13 protein-coding genes are annotated in these 25,470 nt (G+C 74.7%); 6 read left to right on the forward strand and 7 right to left on the reverse strand.

Translation table 11 applies throughout. From position 1 onward, the window contains the following. The first annotated feature begins 211 nt into the window (after positions 1-211). On the forward strand, positions 212-2,764 hold the full coding sequence (locus PV789_RS25990) for a penicillin acylase family protein (protein WP_274974984.1): 2,553 nt from the start codon (positions 212-214) through the stop codon (positions 2,762-2,764). Positions 2,765-3,129: 365 nt separating this feature from the next. Here PV789_RS25990 and PV789_RS25995 read toward each other — a convergent pair whose 3' ends face one another. Next, the gene (locus PV789_RS25995; protein WP_274974985.1) at positions 3,130-4,023 is read right to left on the reverse strand and encodes an oxidoreductase; all 894 of its coding nucleotides are present in this window, start codon (positions 4,021-4,023) and stop codon (positions 3,130-3,132) included. A 227-nt stretch (positions 4,024-4,250) separates the two neighbouring features. Between PV789_RS25995 and PV789_RS26000 the strand changes: the two genes are divergently transcribed. After that, on the forward strand, positions 4,251-4,844 hold the full coding sequence (locus PV789_RS26000) for a TetR/AcrR family transcriptional regulator (RefSeq protein WP_212642583.1): 594 nt from the start codon (positions 4,251-4,253) through the stop codon (positions 4,842-4,844). A 255-nt stretch (positions 4,845-5,099) separates the two neighbouring features. Here the strand turns inward: PV789_RS26000 and PV789_RS26005 are convergent, their stop codons facing one another. The 5 genes from PV789_RS26005 to PV789_RS26025 all read right to left on the reverse strand — a co-directional run bounded on the left by PV789_RS26005 (position 5,100) and on the right by PV789_RS26025 (position 18,297). Beyond that, a complete protein-coding gene (locus tag PV789_RS26005) occupies positions 5,100-5,888 on the reverse strand; it encodes an ABC transporter permease (protein WP_274974986.1) in 789 nt (262 codons plus the stop codon). Continuing rightward, complete coding sequence (locus PV789_RS26010) at positions 5,885-6,937, reverse strand: ATP-binding cassette domain-containing protein (protein ID WP_274974987.1); 1,053 nt, start codon at positions 6,935-6,937, stop codon at positions 5,885-5,887. Before PV789_RS26010 ends, PV789_RS26005 begins: the two co-directional genes overlap by 4 nt. 65 nt (positions 6,938-7,002) lie before the next feature. Then, positions 7,003-7,212 carry an MbtH family protein gene (locus PV789_RS26015; RefSeq protein WP_017563644.1) on the reverse strand — a complete coding sequence of 70 codons (210 nt, stop codon included), beginning with the start codon at positions 7,210-7,212 and terminating at the stop codon, positions 7,003-7,005. 11 nt (positions 7,213-7,223) lie between these two features. Next, entirely contained in the window at positions 7,224-17,522 is a 10,299-nt protein-coding gene (locus PV789_RS26020; protein ID WP_274974988.1) for a non-ribosomal peptide synthetase, read from the reverse strand. Positions 17,523-18,114: 592 nt separating this feature from the next. Next, a complete protein-coding gene (locus tag PV789_RS26025; protein ID WP_212642580.1) occupies positions 18,115-18,297 on the reverse strand; it encodes a hypothetical protein in 183 nt (60 codons plus the stop codon). A 259-nt stretch (positions 18,298-18,556) separates the two neighbouring features. Between PV789_RS26025 and PV789_RS26030 the strand changes: the two genes are divergently transcribed. The 4 genes from PV789_RS26030 (at position 18,557) to PV789_RS26045 (ending at position 24,408) form a co-directional block, all read left to right on the forward strand. Beyond that, positions 18,557-20,170: a nucleotidyl transferase AbiEii/AbiGii toxin family protein gene (locus PV789_RS26030; protein WP_274974989.1), complete on the forward strand. Its 1,614-nt coding sequence runs from the start codon at positions 18,557-18,559 to the stop codon at positions 20,168-20,170. Positions 20,171-20,278: 108 nt separating this feature from the next. Further along, positions 20,279-21,964 carry a sensor histidine kinase gene (locus PV789_RS26035; protein ID WP_274974990.1) on the forward strand — a complete coding sequence of 562 codons (1,686 nt, stop codon included), beginning with the start codon at positions 20,279-20,281 and terminating at the stop codon, positions 21,962-21,964. 41 nt (positions 21,965-22,005) lie between these two features. Beyond that, the gene (locus PV789_RS26040; protein ID WP_302475372.1) at positions 22,006-22,683 is read left to right on the forward strand and encodes a response regulator; all 678 of its coding nucleotides are present in this window, start codon (positions 22,006-22,008) and stop codon (positions 22,681-22,683) included. A 393-nt stretch (positions 22,684-23,076) separates the two neighbouring features. After that, the gene (locus PV789_RS26045) at positions 23,077-24,408 is read left to right on the forward strand and encodes an alpha/beta hydrolase family protein (RefSeq protein ID WP_274974991.1); all 1,332 of its coding nucleotides are present in this window, start codon (positions 23,077-23,079) and stop codon (positions 24,406-24,408) included. A gap of 127 nt (positions 24,409-24,535) precedes the next feature. Here PV789_RS26045 and PV789_RS26050 read toward each other — a convergent pair whose 3' ends face one another. Then, positions 24,536-25,465, reverse strand: coding sequence for an ABC transporter permease (locus tag PV789_RS26050; protein WP_274974992.1), 930 nt, complete (start codon positions 25,463-25,465; stop codon positions 24,536-24,538). Positions 25,466-25,470 lie beyond the last annotated feature (5 nt).

Here is a 25,470-nt window from a genome sequence, read left to right on the forward strand (position 1 = left end):
TGCGGCGGATGCAGCCGATGCCGCGCGGTGGACGCGCCCGGTTGCGGACAGCACGGATCCAACCGGGCGGCTGTCCGCTTCTGACCAGGCGCTTCGCGCCAGCCGCCGTTCGACTCCCCGACACCTACCAGTTGGTAACAATTGGGTCCGCGTGTCCCTCCGGCTCTGGAGACTGTGACCACGGGCACCCTAGGGTTCCGCCATGGGTGTAATGCGTAAGCGTGTCCTTGTTCGCGTACTTCTGGGCTTCCTCGCCGCGGTCGTGGTGCTGGCCCTGGTCGGCGCGCTCCTGGGGATATGGACTGTCCGGAGGTCGTTCCCGGAAACCTCCGGAGAGCTCCCGCTCCCGGGGCTGGAGTCCTCCGTCACCGTGCTGCGCGACGAGCACGGCGTCCCCCACGTCTACGCGGACAACACCCACGACCTGTTCATGGCGCAGGGCTTCACGCACGCCCAGGACCGCTTCTGGGAGATGGACTTCCGCCGCCACGTCACGGCCGGGCGCACCGCAGAGCTGTTCGGCCCCGACCAGGTGGACACCGACGTCTACCTGCGCACCATGGGCTGGCGGCACGTGGCCGAGCAGGAGTACGAGCTGCTCGCCCCGGAGACGCGGGCCCACCTCGACTCCTACGCGGCCGGGGTCAACGCCTGGCTGGCCGGGAACGACGGCACCGGGGCCAGCCTTGAGTACGGGCTGCTCTCCGTGCTCAACGGCGGCCACGAGATCGAGGAGTGGACGCCGGTCGACAGCCTCGCCTGGCTCAAGGCCATGGCCTGGGACCTGGGCGGCAACATGGTGCAGGAGACCGGGCGCGCCCAACTGCTCGACGCCGGGCTGACCCGCGAGCAGATCGAGGAGCTGTACCCGGCCTACCCCCACGAGGAGCACCTGCCCATCACCGACACCGACGAGCACCTGGGGGAGGGGCCCGACGAGGACGAAGCGGGCGACCTGCGTGAGGGCGACGCCGGTGACGAGCGGCGCGCGCCCGAACTGCCCGGGGAGGCCGTCTCCGCGCTGACCGGGGTGGCCGAGGCCTCCGCCTCGCTCCCGCAGATGCTCGCCCCGCGCGACGCCTCCGGAGTCGGCTCCAACTCCTGGGTGGTCGGCGGGGAGCACACCGAGAGCGGCCTGCCCCTCCTGGCCAACGACCCCCACTTGGGCGCGTCGATGCCCTCCACCTGGTACCAGATCGGACTGCACTGCACCGAGCTGACCGAGGCGTGCCCCTACGACGTCAGCGGTTTCAGCTTCTCCGGTCTGCCCGGTGTGATCATCGGGCAGAACGAGTCGATCGCGTGGGGGTTCACCAACCTCGACCCCGACGTCATGGACCTGTACGTGGAGCGGATCGAGGGCGGGGACTACGTGGTCGACGGCGAGCCCCGGCCGCTGGAGACGCGTGAGGAGACCGTCCGGGTCGCGGGCGGCGAGGACGTGGACATCGTCGTGCGCTCCACCCACCACGGGCCGCTGCTGTCCGACGCCGCCGCGGGCGCGCACCTGGCCGAGCTGGCCGAGGACCCGGAGCTGGAGGGCGCGGACGGCGGCGAGTACGCCGTCGCCCTGCGCTGGACAGCCCTGCAGCCGGGCACGACCGCGGACGCCATCTTCAGCATGAACCGGGCCCGCGGCTGGGACGACTTCCGCGAGGCCGCCAGCCAGTTCGACGTCCCCTCGCAGAACCTCGTCTACGCCGACAACGAGGGCAACATCGGCTACCAGGCCCCCGGGCTGGTGCCGGTGCGCGGCGAGGGCGACGGCCGCTACCCGGCGCCCGGCTGGGACTCCGACTACGACTGGCAGGAGTACGTCCCCTTCGAGGAGCTGCCGAGCGTGTACAACCCCGAGTCGGGCTTCATCGTCACCGCGAACCAGTCGGTCGTGGACGAGGACTACGACCACCACCTGACCGGGGACTGGAACTACGGCTACCGCAGCCAGCGGATCAACGACCTGCTGGAGGAGGCGATCGGGCAGGGGCCGGTCACGGCCGAGGACATGTCGCGGATCCAGAACGACTCGGTGGACCTCAGCGCCGTGCGGATCGTCCCCCACCTGCTGGAGGCCGACGTGGACGGGACGGCCGCCCGGGCGCAGGAGCTGCTGCGCGACTGGGACCACCGCAACGAGACCGACTCCGCGGCGGCCGCGTTCTACAACGCGACCTGGCGCCACCTGCTGCCCCTGCTCTTCGACGAACTGGGCGAGCAGGACATGAACGGCGACTCGCGCGGGATGTACGTGGTGGGGCGGCTGCTGGAGGACCCGGAGTCGCCGTGGTGGCAGGGCACCGAGGCCAGCGGGCGCGAGGAGGTGCTGGCCGCGGCGATGGACGCCGCCGCGCGGGAGCTGACCGAGCTGCTGGGCGAGGACCCCGCCGACTGGCGCTGGGGCGACCTGCACACCCTGACCGCGACCCACGAGTCGTTCGGAACGTCGGGCATCGGTCCGGTCGAGTGGCTTTTCAACCGCGGCCCGGTGGAGAGCGCGGGCGGCTCCAGCATCGTCAACGCCACCGGCTGGAACCCGGCCGAGGGGTACGGGATCAGGACCGTGCCGTCCATGCGGATGGTGGTGGACCTGGCCGACCGCGACGCGTCGACGTGGATCCACCTGACCGGCAACTCCGGCCACGCCTTCCACCCCAACTACGACGACCAGCTGGAGCCGTGGAGCCGGGGTGAGACCCTGCCGTTCGCGGTCACCGAGGAGGCCGTGCGCGCGGCCGCCACGGACGAGCTGGTCCTGAACCCCTAGGGACGATCGACCGGAACCGGCGCGGGTGTGGACCACGGGATTCCACCCGCGCCGGTCCCGTACTCACAGTGCTCGTCGGCGGGTACCGGGTCCGGGCTGAACGCACGCCCTGCCGGTGTGGCGCGGGCGGGCGGGAGGGGCGGCACGGACGGTGCCAGCGGGACGAACGGTGCCAACGGTACCGTCGCGCACCGCGGCACGGACGGTGCCAACGGTACTGTCGCGCACCGCGGGACGGGTGTGCCGTTCCGGTCCGAGGCCGGATAGTGCCGTCGCGCACCGCGGGACGGGTGTGCCGTTCCGGTCCGAGGCCGGCGAGTCCCGTTCCGTCGCGACCCGGTCCGACCCCCGGTGCGCGCCGCCGGTCAGACCGGGTCGGAGGAGCGCAGCGGGAAGGTCACCCCGGTCATCTCCTCCGACAGCGCCCACAGGCGCTTGGCGGCGCGGCCGTCCCAGGCGGCCTCGCTCCGGCTGGACAGGGCGGGGGCGCCGCGCGTGCCTCCCATGGCCTTGGGCCCGGCGAAGGCCGCGCCGGGCACGTCCTGGGTGGCGGCGAAGATCGTGGGGAGGGCGCCGTTGGCGGCGCTCTGGGCGAAGACCTTGTTGCCGAGCATGAGGGCCGCCCTGGAGACCGGGTTGACCCCGTGGCTCTGGAGGTTGGTGGCCGCGTAGCCGGGGTGGGCGGCGGTGGAGAGCACCGGGGAGCCCACCGCCTCCAGGCGGCGCTGGAGCTCCAGCGTGAACAGCAGGTTGGCGAGCTTGGACTGGTTGTAGGCCCGGTAGGGCGTGTAGCCGTGGTCCAGGTTGACGTCGTCGAAGTCGATGCCCCGGGCCATGCGGTGCATTCCGGAGGAGAGGGTGACCACCCGTCCCGTGACGTGTTCCAGGAGCAGGTTGGTCAGGGCGAAGTGGCCGAGGTGGTTGACGCCGAACTGCGTCTCGAACCCGTCCTCGGTCACGCCCTTGGCGACCGCCATGACGCCCGCGTTGTTGATGAGCAGGTGGAGGTCTCCGCTCCAGGCCTCGGCGAAGGCGCGCACGGACGCCAGGTCCGCCAGGTCCAGGTGGCGCACCTCGGTGTCTCCCCGCACTCCGGCGGCCTCGGCGCGCCCCTTGGCCACGTCGCGCACGGCCATCACGACGCGCGCGCCCGCCCGGGCCAGGATGCGCGTGGTCTCGATGCCCAGGCCGCTGTTGGCTCCGGTGACGACCGCCGTACGGCCGCTCAGGTCGGGGATGCTGACCGCTGTGGTGTCCATTGCGCCACGGTAGGCGAGCGCACCCGGGCTGTCCATGGCGGTCACGGAGACCGCGCCCCCGGGATGTCCGCGGTGATCACAGCGGTCACGGAGACCACGGCGATCACCCCAGCCCCGGGCTGCCCCCGGTGCCCCGACACCCCCGGACCGTCCCCGGTGCCCCGACACCCCCAAGCTGTCCACGGCAGCCGCGAGAGCCTCCGGGGCGTCCGTCTATCCTGGTTTCCATGGTTGACCGCCCCTACCACCACGGAGACCTGCGCGCCGTCCTGCTCGCCAACGCCGAGCTTGCCCTGGCCGAACGTGGGCAGGCCGCGCTGTCCCTGCGCGAGATCGCCCGCGCGGCGGGGGTCAGCCACGCAGCGCCGGGCCGCCACTTCCGGGACAAGCAGGCGCTGCTGGACGCGCTCGCGCTCAGCGGTTTCGAGCGTCTGACCGAGCGCCTGGAGGCGGCGGCTCCCGAGGAGGGCGACGCGCGGACCCGTGTCCTCGCCCTGGCCAGGGCCTACGTGGGGTTCGCGGTGGAGCACGCCGCGCTGCTCGACCTGATGTACGCGCGCAAGCACGACCCCGACGTCTCCGAGCAGCTGTACGCCGCCGTGGGGCGGCTGCTCGAACGGGTGATGCGCCCCATCCTCGACGCCCAGGCCGCCGGGGAGATCGCGGGCGGCACCCCGGAGGCCGTCACGATGACCGTGTCCGCCGCGATGCACGGCCTGGTCGCGCTCACGGCCACGTCCTCCCCCGAGGAGGTCGACGCCAAGCTCGCGGAGATGGTCGGGGTGCTCTTCGAGGGCCTGGGGCCGCGCACCACAGGCTGAGCCCGCCCCTCACCACCGGTCGAGCCCGGGCCTTTCCACCGGCTGAGCCCAGACCCCGCCCCGCCGAGGGCGCGCGGAACACCGCCTCACGGGCTGGACCCGACCCTCGCCAGCCCGAGCCCGCCGCTCCCCGCGTGGGACACCGCCTCACCGCCCCCCACCGGGGGAGGCGCGGGAGACCGCCCCCGACCCCCTTCGCCCTCTCCGGCTCGGCCGGCGAAGGCGCACCCCCCTTTCCCGGCCCCGGACCGGCACTCAGCGGCGGTTGATGCGCCGGTACTGCGCCAGCGCGACCGGCGCGAAGACCGCGATGATCGCCACCGAGCTGAGCACGGCGTACAGGGCGGCGTTGTCCGCGGGCCAGCCCGCGGGCGGGGCCAGGCCCTCCGGTGCGGGGTTGTCGAACAGCCCGCGCACGGCGGTGGCCACGGCGGTCACCGGGTTCCACTCGGCCACGGTCCTCAGGGGCGCGGGCATGGCGGCGATCGAGACGAACGCGCCCGAGACGAAGGTGACCGGGAAGAGCCAGATCAGCCCCAGGCTCTGGGCCACCTCGACGCTGCGCGCGGTCAGGCCGATCACCGCGCCGATCCACGACACCGCGAAGGCGAACAGGAACAGCAGCAGGAACCCCGCCACCGCGTCCGCCAGCCCCCCGTTGATCCGCCAGCCGATCACCAGGCCGCACGCGACGATGACCGCGACCGACAGCGCGCTGACGGCCAGGTCGGAGGTGGTGCGGCCGAGGATGACGGCCATGCGCGACATGGGCAGCGACCGGTAGCGGTCGATCAGGCCCTTCTGGAGGTCGTTGGCCAGCCCGATCGCGGTGAGCGAGGCGCTGAAGGTCAGGGTCTGCACGAAGATCCCCGCGACGAGGAACTCCCGGTAGGAGTCGCCGCCCAGGCTCCCGCCGAACACGTAGGCGAGCAGCAGCACGAAGATGACCGGTTGCACGATCGCGGTCACCAGGGACCCCGGCGTGCGCCGGACGTTGAGCAGGTTGCGCCAGGCGACGACGCCTCCGTCGCGGACGGTGCTCACGAGAGGACCTCCTCGGGTCGGGGGGCACCGGCTCCGCGGTCCCCTCCGCCGTCCCCGCCGTCCCCGCCGCTATCCCCGTCCGGGGCTCCCCCGGCGCGGCGTCCGGTCAGTTCGAGGAAGACGTCGTCCAGGGTGGGGCGGCGCAGGGACACGTCGAGCACGCCGACGCCGCGGGCGTCGAGTTCGGCCAGCACGTCGCCGAGGGTCTTGTGGCCGTTGGCCACGGCCACCGAGGCCCGCCGCGCCTGCGGGTCGACGGTGGGTTCGCCCGAGCCCGCGGCGGCCAGCACTCCGCGCGCCTCGGGCAGGTCGGCGCCGTGTTCCAGGACCAGGTCCAGGCGCTCGCCCCCGACCTGGGTCTTGAGCTCGTCCGCGGTGCCCCGGGCGATGACGCCGCCCTGGTCGATGACCACGATGCTGTCGGCGAGCTGGTCGGCCTCCTCCAGGTACTGGGTGGTGAGCAGGACGCTGGTGCCCCGCCCGACCAGTTCCGAGACCACCGCCCAGGTGTCCATGCGCCCGCGCGGGTCGAGCCCGGTGGTGGGCTCGTCGAGCACGACCACCGGCGGGTCGGCCACCAGGGCCCCGGCGAGGTCGAGCCTGCGGCGCATCCCGCCGGAGTACTGGCCCGCGCGGCGGTCGGCCACGTCGTCCAGGCGGAAGCGGCGCAGCAGGGCGTCGGCCCGGCGGTGCGACTCCGCGCGGCCCATGCCGTAGAGCATGGCCACCATGAACAGGTTCTCGTGGCCGGTGAGCTTCTCGTCCACGGCGGCGTACTGGCCGGACAGGCCGATGGAGGCGCGCACCCGGCCCGGGTCGCGCACGGCGTCGTGCCCGGCCACCCGGATGGTGCCGGAGTCGGGCCGGGTCAGGGTGGTGATGGCCCTGACCGTCGTGGTCTTCCCGGCTCCGTTGGGCCCGAGCAGGCCCAGCACGTGGCCGCGCGGCACCTCCAGGTCGATGCCGCGGAGCGCCTGGTGCGCCCCGAAGGCCTTCGTCAGTCCCCGGACCTCGATCATGGGGCCCTGCGGCGGCCGATGGCTGCCCATGTCACTCCCTCGTGGTGGACGGGCCCGTCCCGCGGTTCGGGGACGGGTGCCCGCGTCGATCGGTGTCAGCCCCGGTCCAGGTCGCGTACACGGCGGGGTCTCATGTCGGTCCAGTTCTCCTCGATGAACTCCAGGCAGGCCTGGCGCTCGTCGGGTCCGTGCAGGACCGCCCAGCCCGCGGGTACCGCGAGGAACTCCGGCCACAGCGAGTGCTGGCCCTCGTCGTTGACGAGCACGAGGAAGCGGCCGTCCTGGGCGTCGAAAGGGTTGGTCATCGGTGCCTCTCTCAGATGGTGGAAGGTGTGGGCCGGTCGGCGCCGGGCAGCCGGAGCGCCCGGTCCAGGCGCTCCCTGAGCGCGGGGCCGATCTCGGCGAGGGCCTCGTCGCGGTTCATGAGGGAGTGCGCGGCGTCGACGGGCCGGTCGTCGATCCCCCCGGTGACGTACGGCGCCCACGACCGCGCCTCGGGCGAGTCGGGGCCGCGTCCCCGGGTGGCGGTGAAGAACAGCACGTCGCCGTCGTGGAGTCCGGGCTCCGCCGCGCGCAGCAGGGCCGCGTGGTGCAGGAAGTCCCCGGCCAGGCGCTTGACGGTGTCCTCGTCCAGGGCACCCATCGGGTTGTGCTCGCGGCGCAGGACCTCCAGGACGCCCGCCGCGTCCAGCCCGTCGGCCTCACCGGGCTCGGGCGCGTAGCCCAGGGCGTGGAGGTAGGCGGTGAACATCGCCGCGTCGTCGGTGAAGTCGGCGTTGCGCTCCTGTCCGACGGGGAAGGCGTCCATGATCGCCAGGACGGCGACCCGCTCCCCCTGCTCCCGGAGCCGGGAGGAGATCGCGTGGGCGATGTTGCCGCCGAAGGACCACCCGAGCAGGTGGTAGGGGCCGTGCGGCTGGACGGCGCGGATGTGGGCGATGTAGTCGTCGGCCAGCTCGCTGACGGTGGCCGCCCCGGCGGGGTGGTCGGTCTCGACGGCGGGCGACTGGAGCCCGTAGACCGGCTGGTCGGGGTCCAGTCGGCGCAGCAGGCCCGCGTATCCCCAAGCCAGTCCGCCCGCGGGGTGGACGCAGAACAGCGGCGGGCGCGATCCGCCGGGCCGCAGGGCCAGCAGGCGGGCGAGGCTGTCGCGGGGCGAGCCGTCCTCGGTGGCGGCCAGCAGCAGGGACACCGTGGGGAACCGGAACAGCATCGGCACGGTGACCTCGACGCCCAGCGCGGCGCTGAGGCGGTCCACGAGCCCGGGCGCGAGCATGGAGTGCCCGCCCAGCTCGAAGAAGTTGTCGTGGACGCCGACGGTCGGGCGGCCCAGCGCCTCGGCGAACAGGGCGCACGCCTCGGCCTCGTGGGGTCCGCGCGGCACGCCCCGCACCTCGTCGACGCCGAAGTCGGGTTCGGGCAGCGCGGCGCGGTCGAGCTTGCCGTTGGGCGTCAGGGGCAGCGCGGTCATCGGCACGAAGGCGGTGGGGACCATGTAGTCGGGCAGGGACGCGGCGGCGTGCCCGCGCAGCCTCTCCACGGGCGGCGCCGTGCCGTCGCGGCCCACGACGTAGGCGACCAGTTGGCGCCCGGTCGCGGGGTCCTCGCGTACGACGACCGCGCACTCGGCGACGTCGGGGTGCTCTCCCATGACCTGGGCGACCTCCCCGGGTTCGATCCGGAAGCCGCGGATCTTGACCTGGTCGTCGACGCGACCGAGGAACTCCAGCGCTCCCCCGGCGCCCCAGCGGGCGAGGTCGCCGGTGCGGTACATGCGGTCGCCTCCCCCGGAGAAGGGGTCGGCGATGAAGCGCGCCCCGGTCAGGGCGGGCTGGCTGCGGTAGCCGCGGGCCACGCCGGTGCCGGAGATGTACAGTTCGCCGACGGCCCCGGCCGGGACGGGCTGGAGCCCGCCGTCGAGGACGTAGACCCGGCTGTTGGCCACCGGGCGGCCGATCACCGGGCCGGGCTGCTCGCCGACGGCGGCGATGACGCTGTCCACGGTGCACTCGGTGGGACCGTAGAAGTTGTAGGAGCGCACCGAGGGCCGCGATCCCAGTTCGCGCCACAGGTCGGCGTCGACGGCCTCGCCGCCCAGCGCCACCACCCCGGGGCCGCCGTCGCCGTCGAACAGTCCCTCGGCCATGAGCTGGCGGACGTAAGTGGGGGTGGTCTCGATGGAGTCGATGCCCTCCCCGCGCAGGTGGGCGACCATCGTCCTGGGGTCCTTGCGCAGTTCGTCGTCGACGATGTGGAGTTCGTGCCCGTCGACGAGCCACAGGACGGGGTCCCAGGAGGCGTCGAAGGCCACCCCGGCCGTGTGCGCCACCCTCAGCCTGCCGCCGCGCTGGCGCGCCGCGGGGGCGAAGAGGTCCTCCCGGTGCTGGGCGTAGAGGTTGACCAGCGAGCGGTGTTCGACCTCCACGCCCTTGGGGCGTCCGGTGGAGCCGGAGGTGTAGATGACGTAGGCGACGTCGGAGCCGTCGACCGGGCGGACCGGCCGGGTGCGGCGCTCGCCGACCAGCGGGACCCGGGGCAGCGGCCCGTCGAGCACCAGGGCCGGGTGGCCCTCGGGCACGCGGTCGAGCAGGTCGGAGACGGTGACCACCAGGGTGGGCCGCGCGTCGTCGAGCATGTGCGCGACGCGGGCGTCGGGGTAGCCGGTGTCGATCGGCAGGTAGGCCGCGCCGCTCTTGAGGACGCCGAGCAGGACGGTGACGGTGCGCGCGGACCGGGGCAGCAGTACGGCGACGGTGTCCCCGGCGCCGATGCCCTGTCCGCGCAGGGCCAGGGCCAGCAGGTCGGCCCACTGGCGCAGCGCTCCGAAGCTCACCCGTTCGCCGCCGTGGACGAGCGCGGTGTCGCCGGGTGAGGCGGCGGCCCGGTCGTCGAAGAGGTCGACCAGGGTGGTGGCGGGGAGGGCGCGTCGGCGGCCGCTGCCGCCGCCGAGCAGGCTCTCGCGCTCGGCGGGGGTGAGCACCTCCAGCCTGCCGAGCACGGTCGAGGGGTCCTGGGTGGCCTTCTCCAGGAGCAGGACCAGGCGTTCGACCAGGCTCCGCGCGGTGGCGGGGTCGAACATGGCGGCGCTGTACTCCAGGGTGCCCTCGATGCCGTCGGGCGCGCCGAGGTGGTCGGTGCGCTCGCCCAGCGTGAACAGCAGGTCGAACTTGGCCTCGCCGCCGCCCACGCCCGGCTGCGGCTCGACGCGCAGGCCGGGCAGCTCGACGGTGGCGTCCTGGGTGTTCTGCAGGGCCAGCATGGTCTGGAAGAGGGGGTGGCGGCCCAGGGCGCGCTCGGGGCGCAGGCGTTCCACGACCCTCTCGAAGGGCACCTCCTGGTGGGCGTAGGCGGCCAGGCCGTCGTCGCGCACCCGGCGGAGCAGTTCGTCGAAGGTCGGGTTGCCCGAGGTGTCGGTGCGCAGCACCAGGGTGTTGACGAAGAACCCGACCAGGTCGTCCAGCGCGTCGTCGGTGCGCCCGGCCACCGGGCTGCCGATGACGACGTCCTCGCCCGCGCCCAGCCGGGTGTAGAGCGCCGCCAGTCCGGCGTGCAGCACCATGAACAGGCTGGCCGAGGAGGAGCGGGCCAGCGCGAGCAGCCTGCGGTGCAGGGTCCGGTCGATGCGGACGGGCACCGAGCCCGAGGGCTGGCGCGAGGACAGCGGCCGGGGCCGGTCCGAGGGCAGCCGCAGCTCGCCCGGGGCGTCGGCCAGGCGGTCGGTCCAGTAGTCGAGCTGGCGGCTGACCAGGCTGTCGGGGTCCTCCTCCGAGCCCAGCAGCGCCTCCTGCCACAGGGTGAAGTCGGCGTACTGGACGGGCAGCGGGTTCCAGCGCGGCGGGACGCCCTCGGTGCGGGCCGCGTAGGCGGTGGACAGGTCGCGTGCCAGGGGGACGGTCGACCACGCGTCGCCCGCGATGTGGTGCACGACCACCAGGAGCAGGTGGTCGTTGGCGCCCCGGGACAGCAGGTGCGCGCGCAGCGGGCGGTCCCGCCGCAGGTCGAATCCCTGGGAGGCCAGGGTGTCGAGGCGCTCGCGCAGGTCCTCCTCCCCGTCCACGGGGACCACGTCCAGCCGCGTCGGGGCCCCCTCGGGGTCCAAGACCAGCTGGTGGGGGACGCCGTCGTCGTCGGGGAAGACGGTGCGCAGGCTCTCGTGGCGCCGGGTGAGGTCGGCGAGCGCGCCGCGCAGCGCGGCGGTGTCGACGTCGCCGGTGAGCCGCAGCGCCATGGTGATGTTGTAGTCGGCGGCGTCGGGGTCCATGCGGTTGAGGAACCACAGCCTGCGCTGGGCGTGCGAGAGCGGGACGCGGACCGGGCGCACGGCGGGGCGCAGCGGCGCCTGCGCGCGGCGGCCCGAGTCCAGGAAGGTGGCCAGCCTGGCCACGGTGGGCGCCTGGAACAGGGCCCGGATCTGGAGTTCCACGCCCAGGACGGAGCGGATGCGCGCCACCAGGCGGGTGGCGAGCAGGGAGTGGCCGCCCAGGGCGAAGAAGTCGTCGTCGATGTCCACCTCGGGCACCCCGAGGGTCTCGGCGAACAGCGAGCACAGGGTGCTCTCGTCGCCGGTGCGCGGGCGGCGGCCCCGGACCGTGGCGGGGCCGGGGTCGGGCAGCGCGCGCCGGTCGAGCTTGCCGTGCGGGGTGAGCGGCAGCGCGGGCAGCTCCGTCACGGTGGCGGGCACCATGTGCTCGGGCAGGCGCGCCGACAGGTGGGCGCGCAGCTCACCGGGGTCGAGGCGGCGGCCCTCGCGGGGCACGGCGTAGGCGAGCAGGCGGGCGTGCTCGGTCCCGGCCCCGGCGGCGACCACGGCGGCCTGTGCGACGTCGGGGTGGGCGGCCAGGACGCCCTCGGTCTCGCCCGGTTCGATCCGGAAGCCGCGGATCTTGACCTGGTCGTCGGCGCGGCCGACGTAGCGCAGCGCCCCGTCGGCGCGGCGGGTGACCAGGTCGCCGGTGCGGTACATGCGCGCTCCGGCGGCGCCCTCGGGGTCGGCCGTGAAGCGCTCGGCCGTGAGCGCGGCCCTGCCCCGGTACCCCTGCGCCAGTCCGGCACCGTACAGGTACAGCTCGCCGACGACGCCGGGCGGCACGGGCCGCAGGCGCGCGTCGAGCACGCGCGCGCCGGTGTTGGCCACCGGGCGGCCGATGACGGGGTCGGCCTCGGTGGCGGAGCTGGCCATGACGCTGTCGACGGTGCACTCGGTGGGGCCGTAGAGGTTGAGGGCGGTCACGCCCTCGGTGGCGCGCAGCTCCCGCCACAGCGCCGGGGGCACCGCCTCGCCGCCCAGGGCGACGATCCGGGGGCCGCCGCCGTCGGCGAGCAGGCCCGCGTCCATGAGCTGGCGGGCGTGGCTGGGCGTGACCTCGACCGCCTCGATCCCGTCGGCGCGCAGGCGCCGGGCCAGGAGCGCGGAGTCGCGGCGCACGTCCTCGCCGACCACGTGCAGTTCGTGTCCGGCGACCATCCACAGGATCGGGTCCCAGGAGGCGTCGAAGGCCACCCCGGCCGTGTGGGCCACCCGGAGCGGGCGCCCGTCGGCGCGCTCGGCCGGTGCGAACACGCGCTCGGCGTGGGAGTGGAACAGGTTGGCCAGCGCCCGGTGTCCCACGGCGACGCCCTTGGGCAGGCCGGTGGAGCCGGAGGTGTAGATGAGGTAGGCGGTGTCGTCGGGGCGCGGGGGGCGCGGGCGGACCCCGCTGGGCGCGCACAGGGACGGGTCGTCCACGGCCACCCGGGGCAGGTCCCCGGGCAGCGCGACCGGCTCCTGCCGGGTGGTGACCACGCAGGAGGGGCGGGCGTCGGCCAGCAGGGCGGCCACGCGCTCGGGCGGGTAGGAGGTGTCCACGGGCAGGTAGACCGCGCCGCTGGAGAGGACGCCGAGCAGGGCGGCGACCGTGTGCGCGGACCGGGGCAGCGCGACGGCGACGACGTCGCCGGGGCCGGTCCCCCGTCCGGCGAGGACCCCGGCGATGCGCCGGGCCCGGGCGTCGAGTTCGGCGAAGCGGACACGTTCGTCCCCGGAGACGACCGCGGTCGCCTCCGGTGCGGTGCGGACCCGCTCCTGGAACAGGTCGACGAGGGTGTGGCCGGGGACGGTCCCGCGGGCGCGCTCGTCCTCGGCCCGCTCCACGGCCCGCTCGTCGGCGGTGCGCAGCTCGGGGGCGCTGACGGGGGCGCCGGGGTCGGCGACCAGGGCGGCCAGGAGCCGCACGTAGCGGTCCGCGACCAGTTCCGCCGTGGCGGGGTCGAACAGGTCGGCGCTGTACTCCAGGGTGCCGCCGATCCCGGCGTCGGCCGTCTCGCCCAGGCTGAGCGAGAGGTCGAACTTGGCGCCGCCCGGTGCGGCGCCCGGCTCGGTCCGCACGGTGCAGCCGGGCAGGTCGAGGACGGCCTCGGGGGTGTTCTGGAGGGTGAGCATGGTCTGGAACAGCGGGTGGCGGCCCGTGGCGCGCGCGGGGTTGACCTCCTCGACCACGCGCTCGAAGGGCACGTCCTGGTGGGCGAAGGCGGCCAGGTCGGCGGCGCGCACGCGGTCCACCAGGTCGGTGAAGGTCGGGGCGCCGGAGGTGTCGGCGCGCAGGGCCAGGGTGTTGACGAAGAACCCGACGAGTTCGTCCAGCGCCCCGTCGCCGCGTCCGGCCACGGGGGTGCCCACGACCACGTCCTCCCCCGCGCCGAGCCGGGTGAGCAGCGCGGCGAGTCCGGCGTGCAGGACCATGAAGGGGCTGGCGCCGCGGGCGCGGGCGAGGTCGGCCAGGGCGCGGTGCAGCTCCGGTCCGATCTCCAGCGGGACGGAACCGGCGCCGCGCTCGGGCTCGGCGGGCCGCGGCCGGTCGAAGGGCAGGCGGGCCTCCTCGGGGGCGTCCGCCAGGGCGTCGCGCCAGTAGGCGAGCTGCCGGGCGCCGGTGGAGCCGGGGTCGGCCTCGTCGCCGAGCAGTTCGTGCTGCCAGAGCGTGTAGTCGGCGTAGTGCACCGGCAGGGGCGTGAACCGGGGCGTTTCCCCCGCTCGCCGGGCGGCGTAGGCCTCGGCCAGGTCGCGGCCCAGCGGCGCGAGCGACCAGCCGTCGCCCGCGATGTGGTGCACGACCATCAGGAGCACCGCGTCGCCGGAGTCGAGCGTGAACAGGCGGACCCGCAGCGGTGTGTCCAGGGTGAGGTCGAAGCCGCGGGCAGACTCGTTGGCCAGCAACCGCGGCAGGGACTCCTCTGTGCAGCGGACCGTGGTGAGGTCGGTGCGCGCCTCGTCCGGGGCCAGCACCTGCTGGAGGGGTCCGTCCCCGTCGTCGGGGAAGAGCGTGCGCAGGGTCTCGTGGCGGGCCACGACGTCGCGCACCGCGGACAGGAGCGCGTCCGGGTCGAGGTCGCCGCCCACGCGCAGGGCGACGGGGATGTTGTAGGAGCCCGCGGCCGGGTCCATCCGGTTGACGAACCACAGCCGCCGCTGGGCGGGCGACAGCGGCAGCCGCTCGGGGCGGGGGCGCGGCCGCAGGGCGGGGGCCGCCCCGTCGCCCTCGCGCAGGACGGCGGCCAGACCGGCGGGGGTCGGGTGCTCGAACAGGTCGCGGATGGACAGCGCGCCGGCCTCCAGCTCGGTGCGCACGCGCGCGGCCAGCCGGGAGGCGGTCAGCGAGTGGCCGCCCAGGGCGAAGAAGTCGTCGTCGGCGCCGACCTCGTCCACGCCCAGGACCTCGGCGAACAGCGCGCACAGGACGCGTTCGCGCTCGGTGGCGGGCGGGCGGGAGGCCGTGGCCGCCTGCTCGGGGGCGGGCAGCGCCGCGCGGTCCAGCTTGCCGCTGGGGGTCAGCGGGAGGGTGTCCACGCGCACGAGCGCGGACGGGACCTGGTGGGCGGGCAGCCGCTCGGCGGCGTACTCGCGCACCGGGCCGGTGTCCAGACCGGGTTCGCCCACGACGTAGCCCACCAGCCGCGCCCGGTCGCCCTCGGACACGGCCACGACGGCCGCCCGCGCGACCGCGTGGTGGCTCTCCAGGACCGCGGCCACCTCGCCGGGTTCGATCCGGAATCCGCGGATCTTGACCTGGTCGTCGCCGCGGCCGACGAACTCCAGTGCGCCGTCGGGCGCGCGCCGCACGAGGTCGCCGGTGCGGTACATGCGGCCGCCGTCGGCCGCGAACGGGTCGGCGACGAACCGCTCGGCGGTGAGTTCGGGGCGGTTGAGGTAGCCGCGCGCCAGGTTGGCGCCCGCGAGGTAGAGCTCGCCCACGGCGCCGTCCGGGGCGGGCGCGAGCCCGCCGTCGAGGACGTAGCCGCGGCCGTTGGCCACCAGCGCGCCCAGGTCAGGGCCGGTGGCGCCGGTGACGGTCGCGGTCATGCTGTCGACCGTGGTCTCGGTGGGCCCGTAGAGGTTGAGGGCCAGGACGGGGGCGTCGGCCAGTGTCCGCCACAGCCCGGTGTCGACGGCCTCGCCGCCCAGGGCCAGGACCGAGGGGCCTCCGTCGAGCAGCCCTTCGGCCAGCAGCGCCCGGGCGAAGGAGGGCGTGGTCTCCACGGCGTCGATCCGCTCCCGGCGCAGGTGCGCGACCAGCGCCTCGGGGTCGCGGCGGACCTCGTCAGCCACCAGGTGCACCTGGTGGCCGTCGAGCATCCACAGGACGGGGTCCCAGGAGGCATCGAAGGACAGGCCCGCGGTGTGGGCGGCGCGGGCCGGGCGGCCCAGGCGGCGGCGGGTGGGCCCGAACAGGTGCTCGCGGTGGTGCAGGAGCAGGTTGAGCAGGGACCGGTGCTCGACGGCCACGCCCTTGGGGCGGCCGGTGGAGCCGGAGGTGTAGATGACGTAGGCGAGGTCGTCGGGGCTGGGCGGCGCGGCGCCGTCCGCGGCGGGCGGACCGGCGGGCTGCCCGTCGATCTCGGCGCGGGTGGCGGGGTCGTCCAGCAGCACGGTGCCCTTGCCCGAGGCGGTCTCGGGGGCGGTGGAGCCGACGGCGACGGTCAGGGCGGGGTCGGCGTCGGCGGCCATGGCCGCCAGGCGTGCGGCCGGGTAGGAGGGGTCCAGGGGCAGGTAGGCCGCGCCCGACTTGAGCACGGCGAGCAGCGCGACCGGCAGGTCGGTCGTGCGCGGCAGCCGCACGGCCACCAGGGTGCCGCGTCCGGCGCCCCGGTCGGCCAGGTGGCGGGCGAGGCGGTCGCTGCGCGCGTCGAGGTCGGCGAAGGTCAGGCGGCCGTCCTGGGCGGTCACCGCGGTGTCGTCGGGCGCCTTGCGCACGCGGTCGCCGAACTCGGTGAGGACCGTGTGCGGGGGCAGGTCGCGGACCGCCCCGGTCCCGGCGGCGAGCAGGGCGGCACGCTCGCCGTCCTCCAGCAGGTCGACACGGCCCACGGCCGTGGCGGGGTCCTCGCCGAGGGCGTTGAGCATCCGCAGGAAGCGCCGCTGGTGCTCCTCCAGCCGGGCCGGGGTGTAGAGGTCGGCGCTACCGTCGAAGTCCACGCGGATGTCGCGTTCGGCCGTGATGCCGTGGACGACGATGGACAGGTCCTCGACCGGGCCGATGGCCAGGTTGTGCGCCGTCGCGGGCAGTCCGGCGAAGGTGAGTTCGCGCCCGACCGGCATGATGTTGACCGAGGGGCCGGTCAGCCGCCCCTCGCCGGGGGCGATGCGGCGCATCTCCTCGTAGCGGGTGCGCTGGTGGCGCAGCACCTGGCGGGCCTCCCGGGCCACGTCGCGGGTCAGGGACTCCAGGGACTGCTCCGGGCGCACCCGCACGCGTAGGGGCACGATGTTGGACAGCATCGAGGGGACCGAACGGGCCAGCGCGTTGCGGCGCGCGGTCACCGGCAGGCCCAGCACGACCTCGTCGGCGCCGGTGGCGCGGTGCACGTAGGCGGCCGTGGCGGCGAGCACGGCGGAGTGCAGGCCGGTGCGCGCGGACCGGGCGGCGGCCACCGCCCCGGCGGCGTCGGCGCGGCGGATGTGGACGGTGGAGCGGTGCAGGGCGCGGGGCATGCGCTCGGGCGCGGCGGCCAGTCCCGCGGGCTCGACGTCCTCGGCCAGCCGCCCGGCCCAGAACTCCCGGTCGGCGCGGGCGGTCTCGGAGTCCCCGTACTCCGCCTCGGCGTCGAGCAGGTCGTGGAGCGAGCCGAACGGGGAGGGGCCCGGGTCGCGGCCCTCGGTCATGGCGTCGTAGTGCTCGGTGATGCGGCCGAGGACCAGCATCGCGCCGTAGCCGTCCAGCAGCAGGTGGTGGACGCGCTGGTAGCAGTAGTTGCGGTCGTCGGCGAGCCGGAACAGCACCTCGGCGAAGAGCTCGCCCCGCGCCATGTGGGGCCTGTCCAGGTCCTCGCGCATCCACGCGAGCGCGACGGCGTCGGGGTCGTCCTCGCCGCGCAGGTCCACCACTCGCAGGCGCCAGTCCTCGGGGTACTCGACCCGCTGCCAGGGGCCGTCCTCGTCCTCGCCGAAGGCCAGGTGCAGGGCCTCGGCCTCCAGGACAGCGCCGCGCACGGCGTCCGCGAAGCGGTCGGTGTCCAGCTCCCCGCGCAGTTCGACGTACTCGGCGATGTTGTACAGCGGGTTGTCCGGGTCGAGCTGCTGCGCGTACCACAGCCCCTTCTGGGCGGCGGTCAGGGGGAGTCTGGCGGACGGCTGATGATGCGGCATCGACTACCTTCCGTTCGCGCCGCGAGGGCGGCTTCTGTGCGTGGCACTCACGGGTGCGGGCGTCCGGTCCGCTCTCGGCCCGGTTGCGGCTGTGAACCGGCGGAAGCGGGTCCGGACGCGACCGTGTGCGGGGTGTTGCGTGACGCGGCCGGGTGTGGGGTCCGGCGCGCGAAGCAGCGGGACGACTACGGAGTGGCACCGGTTTCGGGCGCTGTGCCGCCCGGGATTCCGGCCCGTTGACGTCCTGTGTGCCGGTCACACGTTCTGGGTGTCATTCGTGGCTCATGCGAGGTTTGGACGGGATGATCTGAATCACACCGAGTGGGCTCACACTCTGGGGGTGTGTCCAGGGGCGCCGACCGCGGTGCCGCCCGTGCCGCGGGCACGGTGCGGTCGGCGCGCTGTGGGCGCGGGTGCGGTCGGTGCCCGTGTGCGCGGATGCGTGTCCGCACGGGTGGGCGGCCGCGTCCCGGAGGGGCGCCGCGAGTGCGTAGCCGCGCTGGTGCGTTTTCGCTGGTGGGAGACCACACGTACGCGCCCCGAGCGGCCACGGGGACCGCGGGCACCGTCCGTCCCGCGGCCCGGCCGCGGGTTAGTTGTTGATCTGGTAGTTGCCGATGAACAGGGTGATCAGGCTGGTGTCTCCGAGCAGCGAACCGAGGAGGCCCCCGGAGCCGTCGGCAGCGGCGGCGGGGGCGGCCGAGCCCAGGAAGAGGGCGGCTCCGGCGAGGGAGGCGACGGCCAGGGCTGCGGTCCGGCGGGCGAGGGAGAACATGACGGGTTCCTTCCGTTCGGTCGGTGCGTCTACCGATGGCGGGTGCCTCTGGTGATCCGTAGCGGGGGGCGTGTCCGGATTGGTGCAAAAGTTGTCAAAAACTAAGAACCCTCCTCACCTTCGCTTACGCCGCGAAAACATGCGTGCTCCTCCTGGGACCCGAGAGGCGCAGCGGTACCGAACCGGACCGCTGTCCCGCACGTCCCACGGGCGAGGTACCCCCGGGGCGCAAGGCCCCCGAGACAGAAGAAGGCCCCCGATGGAGTTCTCCGGTGACTTCGAGACCCACCTGACCCTGGACGCGACCGCCCCCGGGCGCGTCGCGGAGGCGTCGGAGTGGGCGCGCGAGCACGGGCTCAAGTTCACCCACATCGAGCTGGACCGGGGCGAGTCCCCGTCACAGCCGATGGTCACCTACCACTCCGACGGGAGCACCCTGGCGCGGGAGCTGGCCGTGGCGGAGCGGTGGGCGGCCCTGCTGTCAGGGGCCGGGTTCTCGGTCACCCGCACCAAGCTGGAGGTGTCCCGCCGGGCCGCCGGGGTCCCCTGGGACCGGGAGGAGGCCGAGCTGACGCCGGAGTCGTGCTATTTCGAGACGCACGTCAAACTCCTGCTCCCGGCGTCGGCCGACCCGGCGGCGCTGTCCGCGATCGTGGAACCCCACCGCGCCCGGCTGTCGCGCAACGCGCGCAGGGTCCGCGACGACGGCTTCCAGGAGAGGTTCGTCACCCAGCGGTGCTCGCGTGTGGGCCACAGGGAGGCCGCCCGGTTCGAACACGCGCTGTTGAAGGCCCTGGAGAGGGCCGGGGTGACCTTCGAGGACAAGGAGGGTTGGCAGCCCAGGGCCCTGTCGGTGGAGCGGGAGTTCGTCGTCCACGACACCGCCCTGTCCGTGGACGCGGGGTGGCTGGACGCCGCCCCGGTCGAGGACGCCGACGACGTGCCGCCGGGCGAGTACGCGCCCGACAGCTACCGGCAGCGCCCACCCGGCACCTACGTGCCCAACACCGACGGCCCCGAGGCGAGCCAGGGGAAGGTGTTCGACCCCGCGCTCAAGCACCTGGACGACGCCTACCGGGCGGGTGAGCCGGTGTTCACCGACCCCGGCCTGGGCTCCCGCTGGTGGGAGGCCAACCGGCGGGCGATGGAGCTGGCCCTGCGCGCGATCGCGGGCACACCGTGGCGGGACAGCCTCATGCTGCGCGGCAGCATGCTCATGCCGGTGTGGGCGGGCGACGCCGCCCGGCGCCCCCGGGACCTGGACTTCGTGGTGGTCCCGGCCGAGACCGCCCCGTTCGGCGATCCGGCCGACCGCATGTTCGCGGACGTGGTCGGGGCCGTCACCGGGGCGTCCGCGCAGGGGATCTCCTTCGACGCCGAGGGCGTGCGGCTGGAGAGCATCTGGACCTACGAGCGGGCGCCGGGCCGCCGCGTGGTCATCCCGTGGCGGGCCGGGGGCCTGCCCCCGGGCACCGTGCAGATCGACGTGGTGTTCAACGAGTCGCTGCCCGAGCCGCCGGTGGCGGTGTCGGTGGCGGGGGCGGACGTGCTGGCGGCCGGGGCGGAGCTGTCCCTGGCCTGGAAGGTGCTGTGGCTGTACACGGACACCTACCCGCAGGGCAAGGACCTCTACGACGCGGTCCTGCTGGCCGAGAGCGCGCGGCCCTCGCGCGAACTGCTGGTGAGTGTGCTGCGCCCCGAGCTGGGAGAGCGGGCCGAGACCGTGGACGAGCGCTTCCTGCGGGAGGAGGGCGGCCTCGACTCCGGCGAGTGGGACGACTTCGTCAGCGACTGCCCGTGGGTGGAGGGCGACGCCGGGGAGTGGGTGGACCGTTTCGAGGCGGCGATGGCCCCCGCGTTCCGGGGGGAGTGAGCGGACCCGTCCCTCCGCGCGGCGGGAAGGTTCGGCGCGGCTCCGGAGACACCGCTCGACGGGCGTGCTGGCAGGGGTGCTGACGGAAGGGCTGACTAGCCTGTGGCCATGCGGGAGATCCGGAGAGAACCGCGCGGGTGGGCACGTCCGGCCTTCGAGGCCGTGCTGTGGGCCCTTCTGGGCGCGCTGATCGTGATCGAGCTCTCCGGGGTCCGCGACCGGGCGCCGGTCCTCGAAACGTGCCTCCTGCTGGCCGCCCTGGCCGTCGCGGCGGCCCTGTCCCGTCCCCTGCCGTTCGCCTCCCTGGGCGTCATGCTCAGCGGGGCGGTCCTGCAGACGTCCGCCTCGGGGTTCCTGGTGGTGGAGACCACCGTGATCGCGCCCTGGCTGGCCGTGGCTGTGCTGGCGCTGCTCACCGGCCTGCGCTCGGAACGGGTGCGCCCGGTGGTGGCGATGGTGGTCGCGGCGTGCTCGTTCACCCTCGTCCTGCACCTGTCGGCGGGGCTGGTGTCCGGCGCGGGCGTCCGCGCGTTCCTGTCCGACTCCGTGGACTGGCTGGGCGCCGTCCTCGTCATCGCGCTGAGCACGCTCGCCCCGTGGCTGTTCGGCCGCTACCAGCGCCTGCGCCGCCGGGTGTGGCGGGGCGGCTGGGAGATCGCCGAGCGCATGGAGCGGACCCGCGCGGCCGAGGCCGACCGGGCCCGCCTGCGGGAGCGCGCCCGGATCGCGACCCGGATGCACGACTCCCTCGGCCACGACCTCGCGCTGATCGCGGTGCGCGCGGCGGCCCTGGAGATGACCGCGCCGGAGGGCTCCGAGCAGGGACGGGCAGCCGGTGAGCTGCGCACGGCGGCGCACGAGGCCAACCTGCGGCTGCGGGAGGTCATCGGGGTGCTGCGCGAGGACGACGGCGGTGGCGACGGTGGCGACGGCCGCGGCGAAGCCGCTGCCGGACCGGGCGCGGTCGGGTCGGACACGGGCGCACCGAACGCGGGCGAGTCGGCGGCGGTCCTGGTGCAGCGCGCCGCGGACGCCGGTATGCGGGTCCGGCTGCTGCGGGAGGGCCCCGATCCGGACCCGTCCGCACCGGGCGGCGGCGCCGTGCACCGGGTGGTCCAGGAGGCGCTGACCAACGCGGCCAAGTACGCGCCGGGGGCGGAGGTGACCGTGCGGGTGGTCCGCGAGGACGACCGGACCCGGGTGTCGGTCAGCGACACAGGACCGCCGGAGGCCGTGCGGACGGTGCTGCCCGCGCGGAGCGGGGACGGGTCCGGCCTGGCCGGGCTGCGCTCCCTGGTGGAGGGGCTCGGCGGGAGCTTCGCCGCGGGCCGGGAGGAGGGCGCGGGGTTCGCCGTACGGGCGACCGTGCCCGACCCCGGTGCCGAGGGCGGGGCGGAGGAGCCCGGGGAATCGGAGACGCGTCGCGCCCACGGCGAGGCCCGCGCGCGGCGCCGGCTGGTGGCCGCCGTGGCCGTTCCGGCCGCGCTGGGCCTGGGGCTGGTGGCGGTCGGTCTCGGCCTGCTGTCCTGGGTGGGCACCAACACCGTCCTGCCAGCGGAGCGGTACGAGCGGTTGTCCGTGGGGGACGACCGGGAGCGGGTGGAGGGGGTGCTCCCCCGGTTCTCCTATCCCGAGGATTCGGTGTCGGCCCGGGCCTCCGAGCCGCCCGCGCCGCCCGGTGCCCGGTGCCTCTTCTACCTGTCCCGGTACGAGAACGGGCTGCCGCCGGTGTACCGGCTGTGCTTCGAGGGCGGTGTCCTGGTCGCCAAGGACGAGATCCAGCGGACCGACTGATCGGGCGGCGCACTGACCGGGCGGCGCAGTAGGGTGTCGGCGTGAACGCGACAGACGGCGCCGGGGCGCTTCGCGTCGTCCTCGCGGACGACGAGGCCATGATGCGCGCCGGACTGCGCGCGATCCTGTCAGCGGCGCCGGGGATCGAGGTGGTGGGCGAGGCCGGGGACGGCGACGCCGCCGTGGACCTGGTCGCCGAGCACCGTCCCGACATCGCGCTGCTGGACGTGCAGATGCCCGGCACGGACGGCCTGGCCGCGACGGAGGTCATCGCCCGGGAGCACCCGGGGACGGCGGTCGTCATCCTCACCACGTTCTCCGAGGACGCCTACATCGCACGGGCCCTGTCCGGGGGCGCCAGCGGGTTCGTGCTCAAGAGCGGGAACCCCCGGCAGTTGGTGGAGGGACTGCGCGCGATCGCGGAGGGCGGGGCGTACCTGTCGCCTGAGGTGGCGCGCCGGGTGATCGACGAACTGGACTCCTCCGGGGGGCGGCTGTCCCGCGCGTCGGCGGCGCGGGAACGGGTCGGGCGGCTCACCGAACGCGAACGCGGGGTGCTGGCGCTGGTCGGTCAGGGGTGCTCCAACGACGAGATCGCCCGCCGCCTGGCCATCGCCCCGGGCACGGTCAAGGTGCACGTGGGGTCGATCCTCACCCGGCTCGACGTGCGCAACCGGGTGCAGGCCGCCGTGGTGGCCTACGAGGCCGGACTGGTCTGAGCCGGACCGGCCTGAGGCCGCAGTCCAGTCCCGGTCCGGTCCCGGCGCGGTCCCGGCGCGGTCCCGGCGCGGTCCCGGCGCGGTCCCGGCGCACTGGGCGAGGGGCCCACCGGTGGAAGCCCTCCGCGGGCGCAGGCCGACCCGGGGCGCGCATCCATGGGCGCGCGGGTTCGCGGGTTGTCCACAGGCGGGAACCGGGGCTGGCGTTGAGGGTGGCCACTGCGGTTCGATGGAATCGGGGGGTCCCCAGGGCTCTCTCCGTCGGCATGCCCTCACCCCGTTCCCCACGCCCCCACGCGCCGCTCCCACCGCCCGCCCTACCCCTTTGTGCCTACCCGGCCGCTGCCGTCCAGGCGATGTGCGCCGGGCGCCCAGGCCCCGAGCATGGCTGGCATGAACACCACCAACTCCGTCCGCGCCAGGCGCGCGACCGCCTACGGGTCGGCCGCCCTCGTCCTCGCCGCGGCGTTCTCGATCCCCACCGCCCTCAACGCGGCCACCGGCTCCGGGAGCGTGGTCCTCACCCCGCCCGAACCCACCGGCCCGCACGCCGTCGGCCGGACCGAGCTGCACCTGGTCGACCCCGACCGCGGCCACCCCTGGGTGGAGGAGGCCACCGAACGGGACGTCATGGTCAGCGTCTGGTACCCGGCCGGAGAAGGCACCGGTGCAGGCGGGGAGGGCGGCACCTCTGCCGGGGACGGCACGGGCACCGGCGAGCCCGCGCCCTACGTCACGCCCTCCGTCTCCGGGGTGCTCAGGAGCGAACTGGAGCAGGGAGGGCTCCACCGCGACAGCGTCGACTTCGACGCCTTCCGGGTCAACGCCCTCCAGGGCGTCCCGGCCGCCGACACCGGCCCGTTCCCCGTGGTCCTCTACTCCCCGGGGATGGAGCAGTCCCGGTTCCTCAACGCCCTGCACCTGGAGGAACTCGCCTCCCACGGGTACGTGGTGGCCGCCATGGACCACCCCTACGAGACGCTCGCCGTGGACATGCCCGACGGCCGGGTACTGCGCACGAGCGCCCCCTCCTCCAGCACCGAGGCCCTCAAGGAGGCCGTCGCGGTCCGGCGCGCGGACACCCGCCTGGTCCTGGACGGGCTGACCGCGCTCGCGGAGGGCGGCAGCCCCGACGCGGGCGGCCAGGAGCCCCCCGAGGGCCTGGGCGGGGCGCTGGACCTGGACTCGGTGGGCATGTTCGGCCACTCCGCCGGAGGGCTCACCGCCGCCGAGGTGATGCTGGAGGACGACCGCGTCGACGCGGGGCTGGACCTGGACGGCACCATCGGCTACCACGTCGGCGACGAGGTGTGGTCGGAGGCCAACCTGCGGGGTGCCGACCGCCCCTTCGCGCTCCTGACCGCGGGGAGGGCCGGGGCCGGGCTCGAACCGCACCACAGCGGGTACAGCGCCGGGTTCCGGACCTTCGTGGACGCCTCCTCGGTGGACGTCCTGGAGCTGTACATGGCCGAGGGTGAGCACTTCAGCTACACCGACCACCAGTGGGTCCTGCCCGGCGTCGACGAGGCCCTCCAGCCGGGCAGCCGCGCCTGGCCCGACCTGGTGGAGGGGGCGATCGGCACCGTCGACCCCGAGGAGTCCGTCCGGGCGCAGCGCGCCTACGTCACGGCCTTCTTCGACTCCCACCTGCGCGGTGGGCGGGACCCGATCCTGGACGGCCCGTCGCCGGACCTGCCCGCGATGGAGTTCGTCGGCGAGGACTAGTCCCCGGGCGGGCACCGGGAGGGCTCGGGTCAGGCGCCCGCACCCGGCACCGCGGAGGCCCGGGACGCGCCTTGCGCGTCCCGGGCCTCCGGCCACCGGTAGGGCCCCGTCAGGCTCCTCCGGTCCTTTACACGTCGCGCACGCGCAGCTCGGTGTGGGCCACGATCTGCGCGGCCAGGGCCCAGCCCACGACCGCGGCGATGTTCACCGGCCCGTCGTGCGGGGCCGTGTAGAAGCCCACGTCACCGCCCGCGTAGAACTCGATCCCGGCCGTTCCCGGCATCAGCGCCGCGAAGTCGCTGATCATCTGCACCTGGGAGAGCTGCATGACCATCGGCAGCCCCATGAGCAGCAGGAACCCCATGATGAACGTGCCAGGCATGCTCCGCGTCGCCGTGCCGATCCCGACGAACAGCACCGCGAACAGCGCCATGCACACGCCCGCGTTCAGCGACGTCGCCAGGGTCCCGGCGACGTCGGCGGAGGCGTACCGGCCGACGAACACGCTCAGCACCGCGACCGCCGTCACCGTGGCGAGCACGCCCGCCGCGAAGGCGAGTGCGGCGGACACCAGCGTGCGCGCGACCAGCACGGTCCCCCGGGCGGGCCGCCACAGCAGGGTGCTGGTGACGCTGCGGTTGCCGAACTCCCCGGTCGCGGTCAGCGCGGCCATCACCAGCACGGCGATCTGCACCAGGTAGAAGTGCCCCTGCGAGGTGAGCCGCATGAACGCGGCGCCGTCCGCCTCGTCCGGGTTCTCCATGATCCGGGTCCACTCGGTGTAGCCCATGATCGCGGCGAACACGGCCATGCCCGCCAGCGCGGCGCCGAACGCCCACCACGTGGAGCGCAGGGACGACTGCCGGATCCACTCGGCGGCGACCTCCCGGAACAGGTCCGTCCGGGGGCGGCCCCCGGAGCGGTCGGCCCCCGCCCCGGCCGCCTTCCCCGCCGCACGCCGCGTTCCCTCGGTGCTTACGGGGGTTCCGGAGCCCTCCTTCACACCCGTGGCACCCGTCGCACCCGTGGCACCGAACACCCTCGACTCACCCGTCATGCTCT

The sequence above is a fragment of the Nocardiopsis camelliae genome, from assembly GCF_028993595.1.
Classification (GTDB): Bacteria; Actinomycetota; Actinomycetes; order Streptosporangiales; family Streptosporangiaceae; genus Nocardiopsis; species Nocardiopsis dassonvillei.

Coding starts and splice junctions, on each gene's coding strand:
- PV789_RS25990 (WP_274974984.1), top strand. CDS start 212: ATGCGTAAGCGTGTCCTTGTTCGCGTACTTCTGGGCTTCCTCGCCGCG.
- PV789_RS25995 (WP_274974985.1), bottom strand. CDS start 4,023: ATGGACACCACAGCGGTCAGCATCCCCGACCTGAGCGGCCGTACGGCG.
- PV789_RS26000 (WP_212642583.1), top strand. CDS start 4,251: ATGGTTGACCGCCCCTACCACCACGGAGACCTGCGCGCCGTCCTGCTC.
- PV789_RS26010 (WP_274974987.1), bottom strand. CDS start 6,937: ATGGGCAGCCATCGGCCGCCGCAGGGCCCCATGATCGAGGTCCGGGGA.
- PV789_RS26015 (WP_017563644.1), bottom strand. CDS start 7,212: ATGACCAACCCTTTCGACGCCCAGGACGGCCGCTTCCTCGTGCTCGTC.
- PV789_RS26020 (WP_274974988.1), bottom strand. CDS start 17,522: ATGCCGCATCATCAGCCGTCCGCCAGACTCCCCCTGACCGCCGCCCAG.
- PV789_RS26025 (WP_212642580.1), bottom strand. CDS start 18,297: ATGTTCTCCCTCGCCCGCCGGACCGCAGCCCTGGCCGTCGCCTCCCTC.
- PV789_RS26030 (WP_274974989.1), top strand. CDS start 18,557: ATGGAGTTCTCCGGTGACTTCGAGACCCACCTGACCCTGGACGCGACC.
- PV789_RS26035 (WP_274974990.1), top strand. CDS start 20,279: ATGCGGGAGATCCGGAGAGAACCGCGCGGGTGGGCACGTCCGGCCTTC.
- PV789_RS26045 (WP_274974991.1), top strand. CDS start 23,077: ATGAACACCACCAACTCCGTCCGCGCCAGGCGCGCGACCGCCTACGGG.
- PV789_RS26050 (WP_274974992.1), bottom strand. CDS start 25,465: ATGACGGGTGAGTCGAGGGTGTTCGGTGCCACGGGTGCGACGGGTGCC.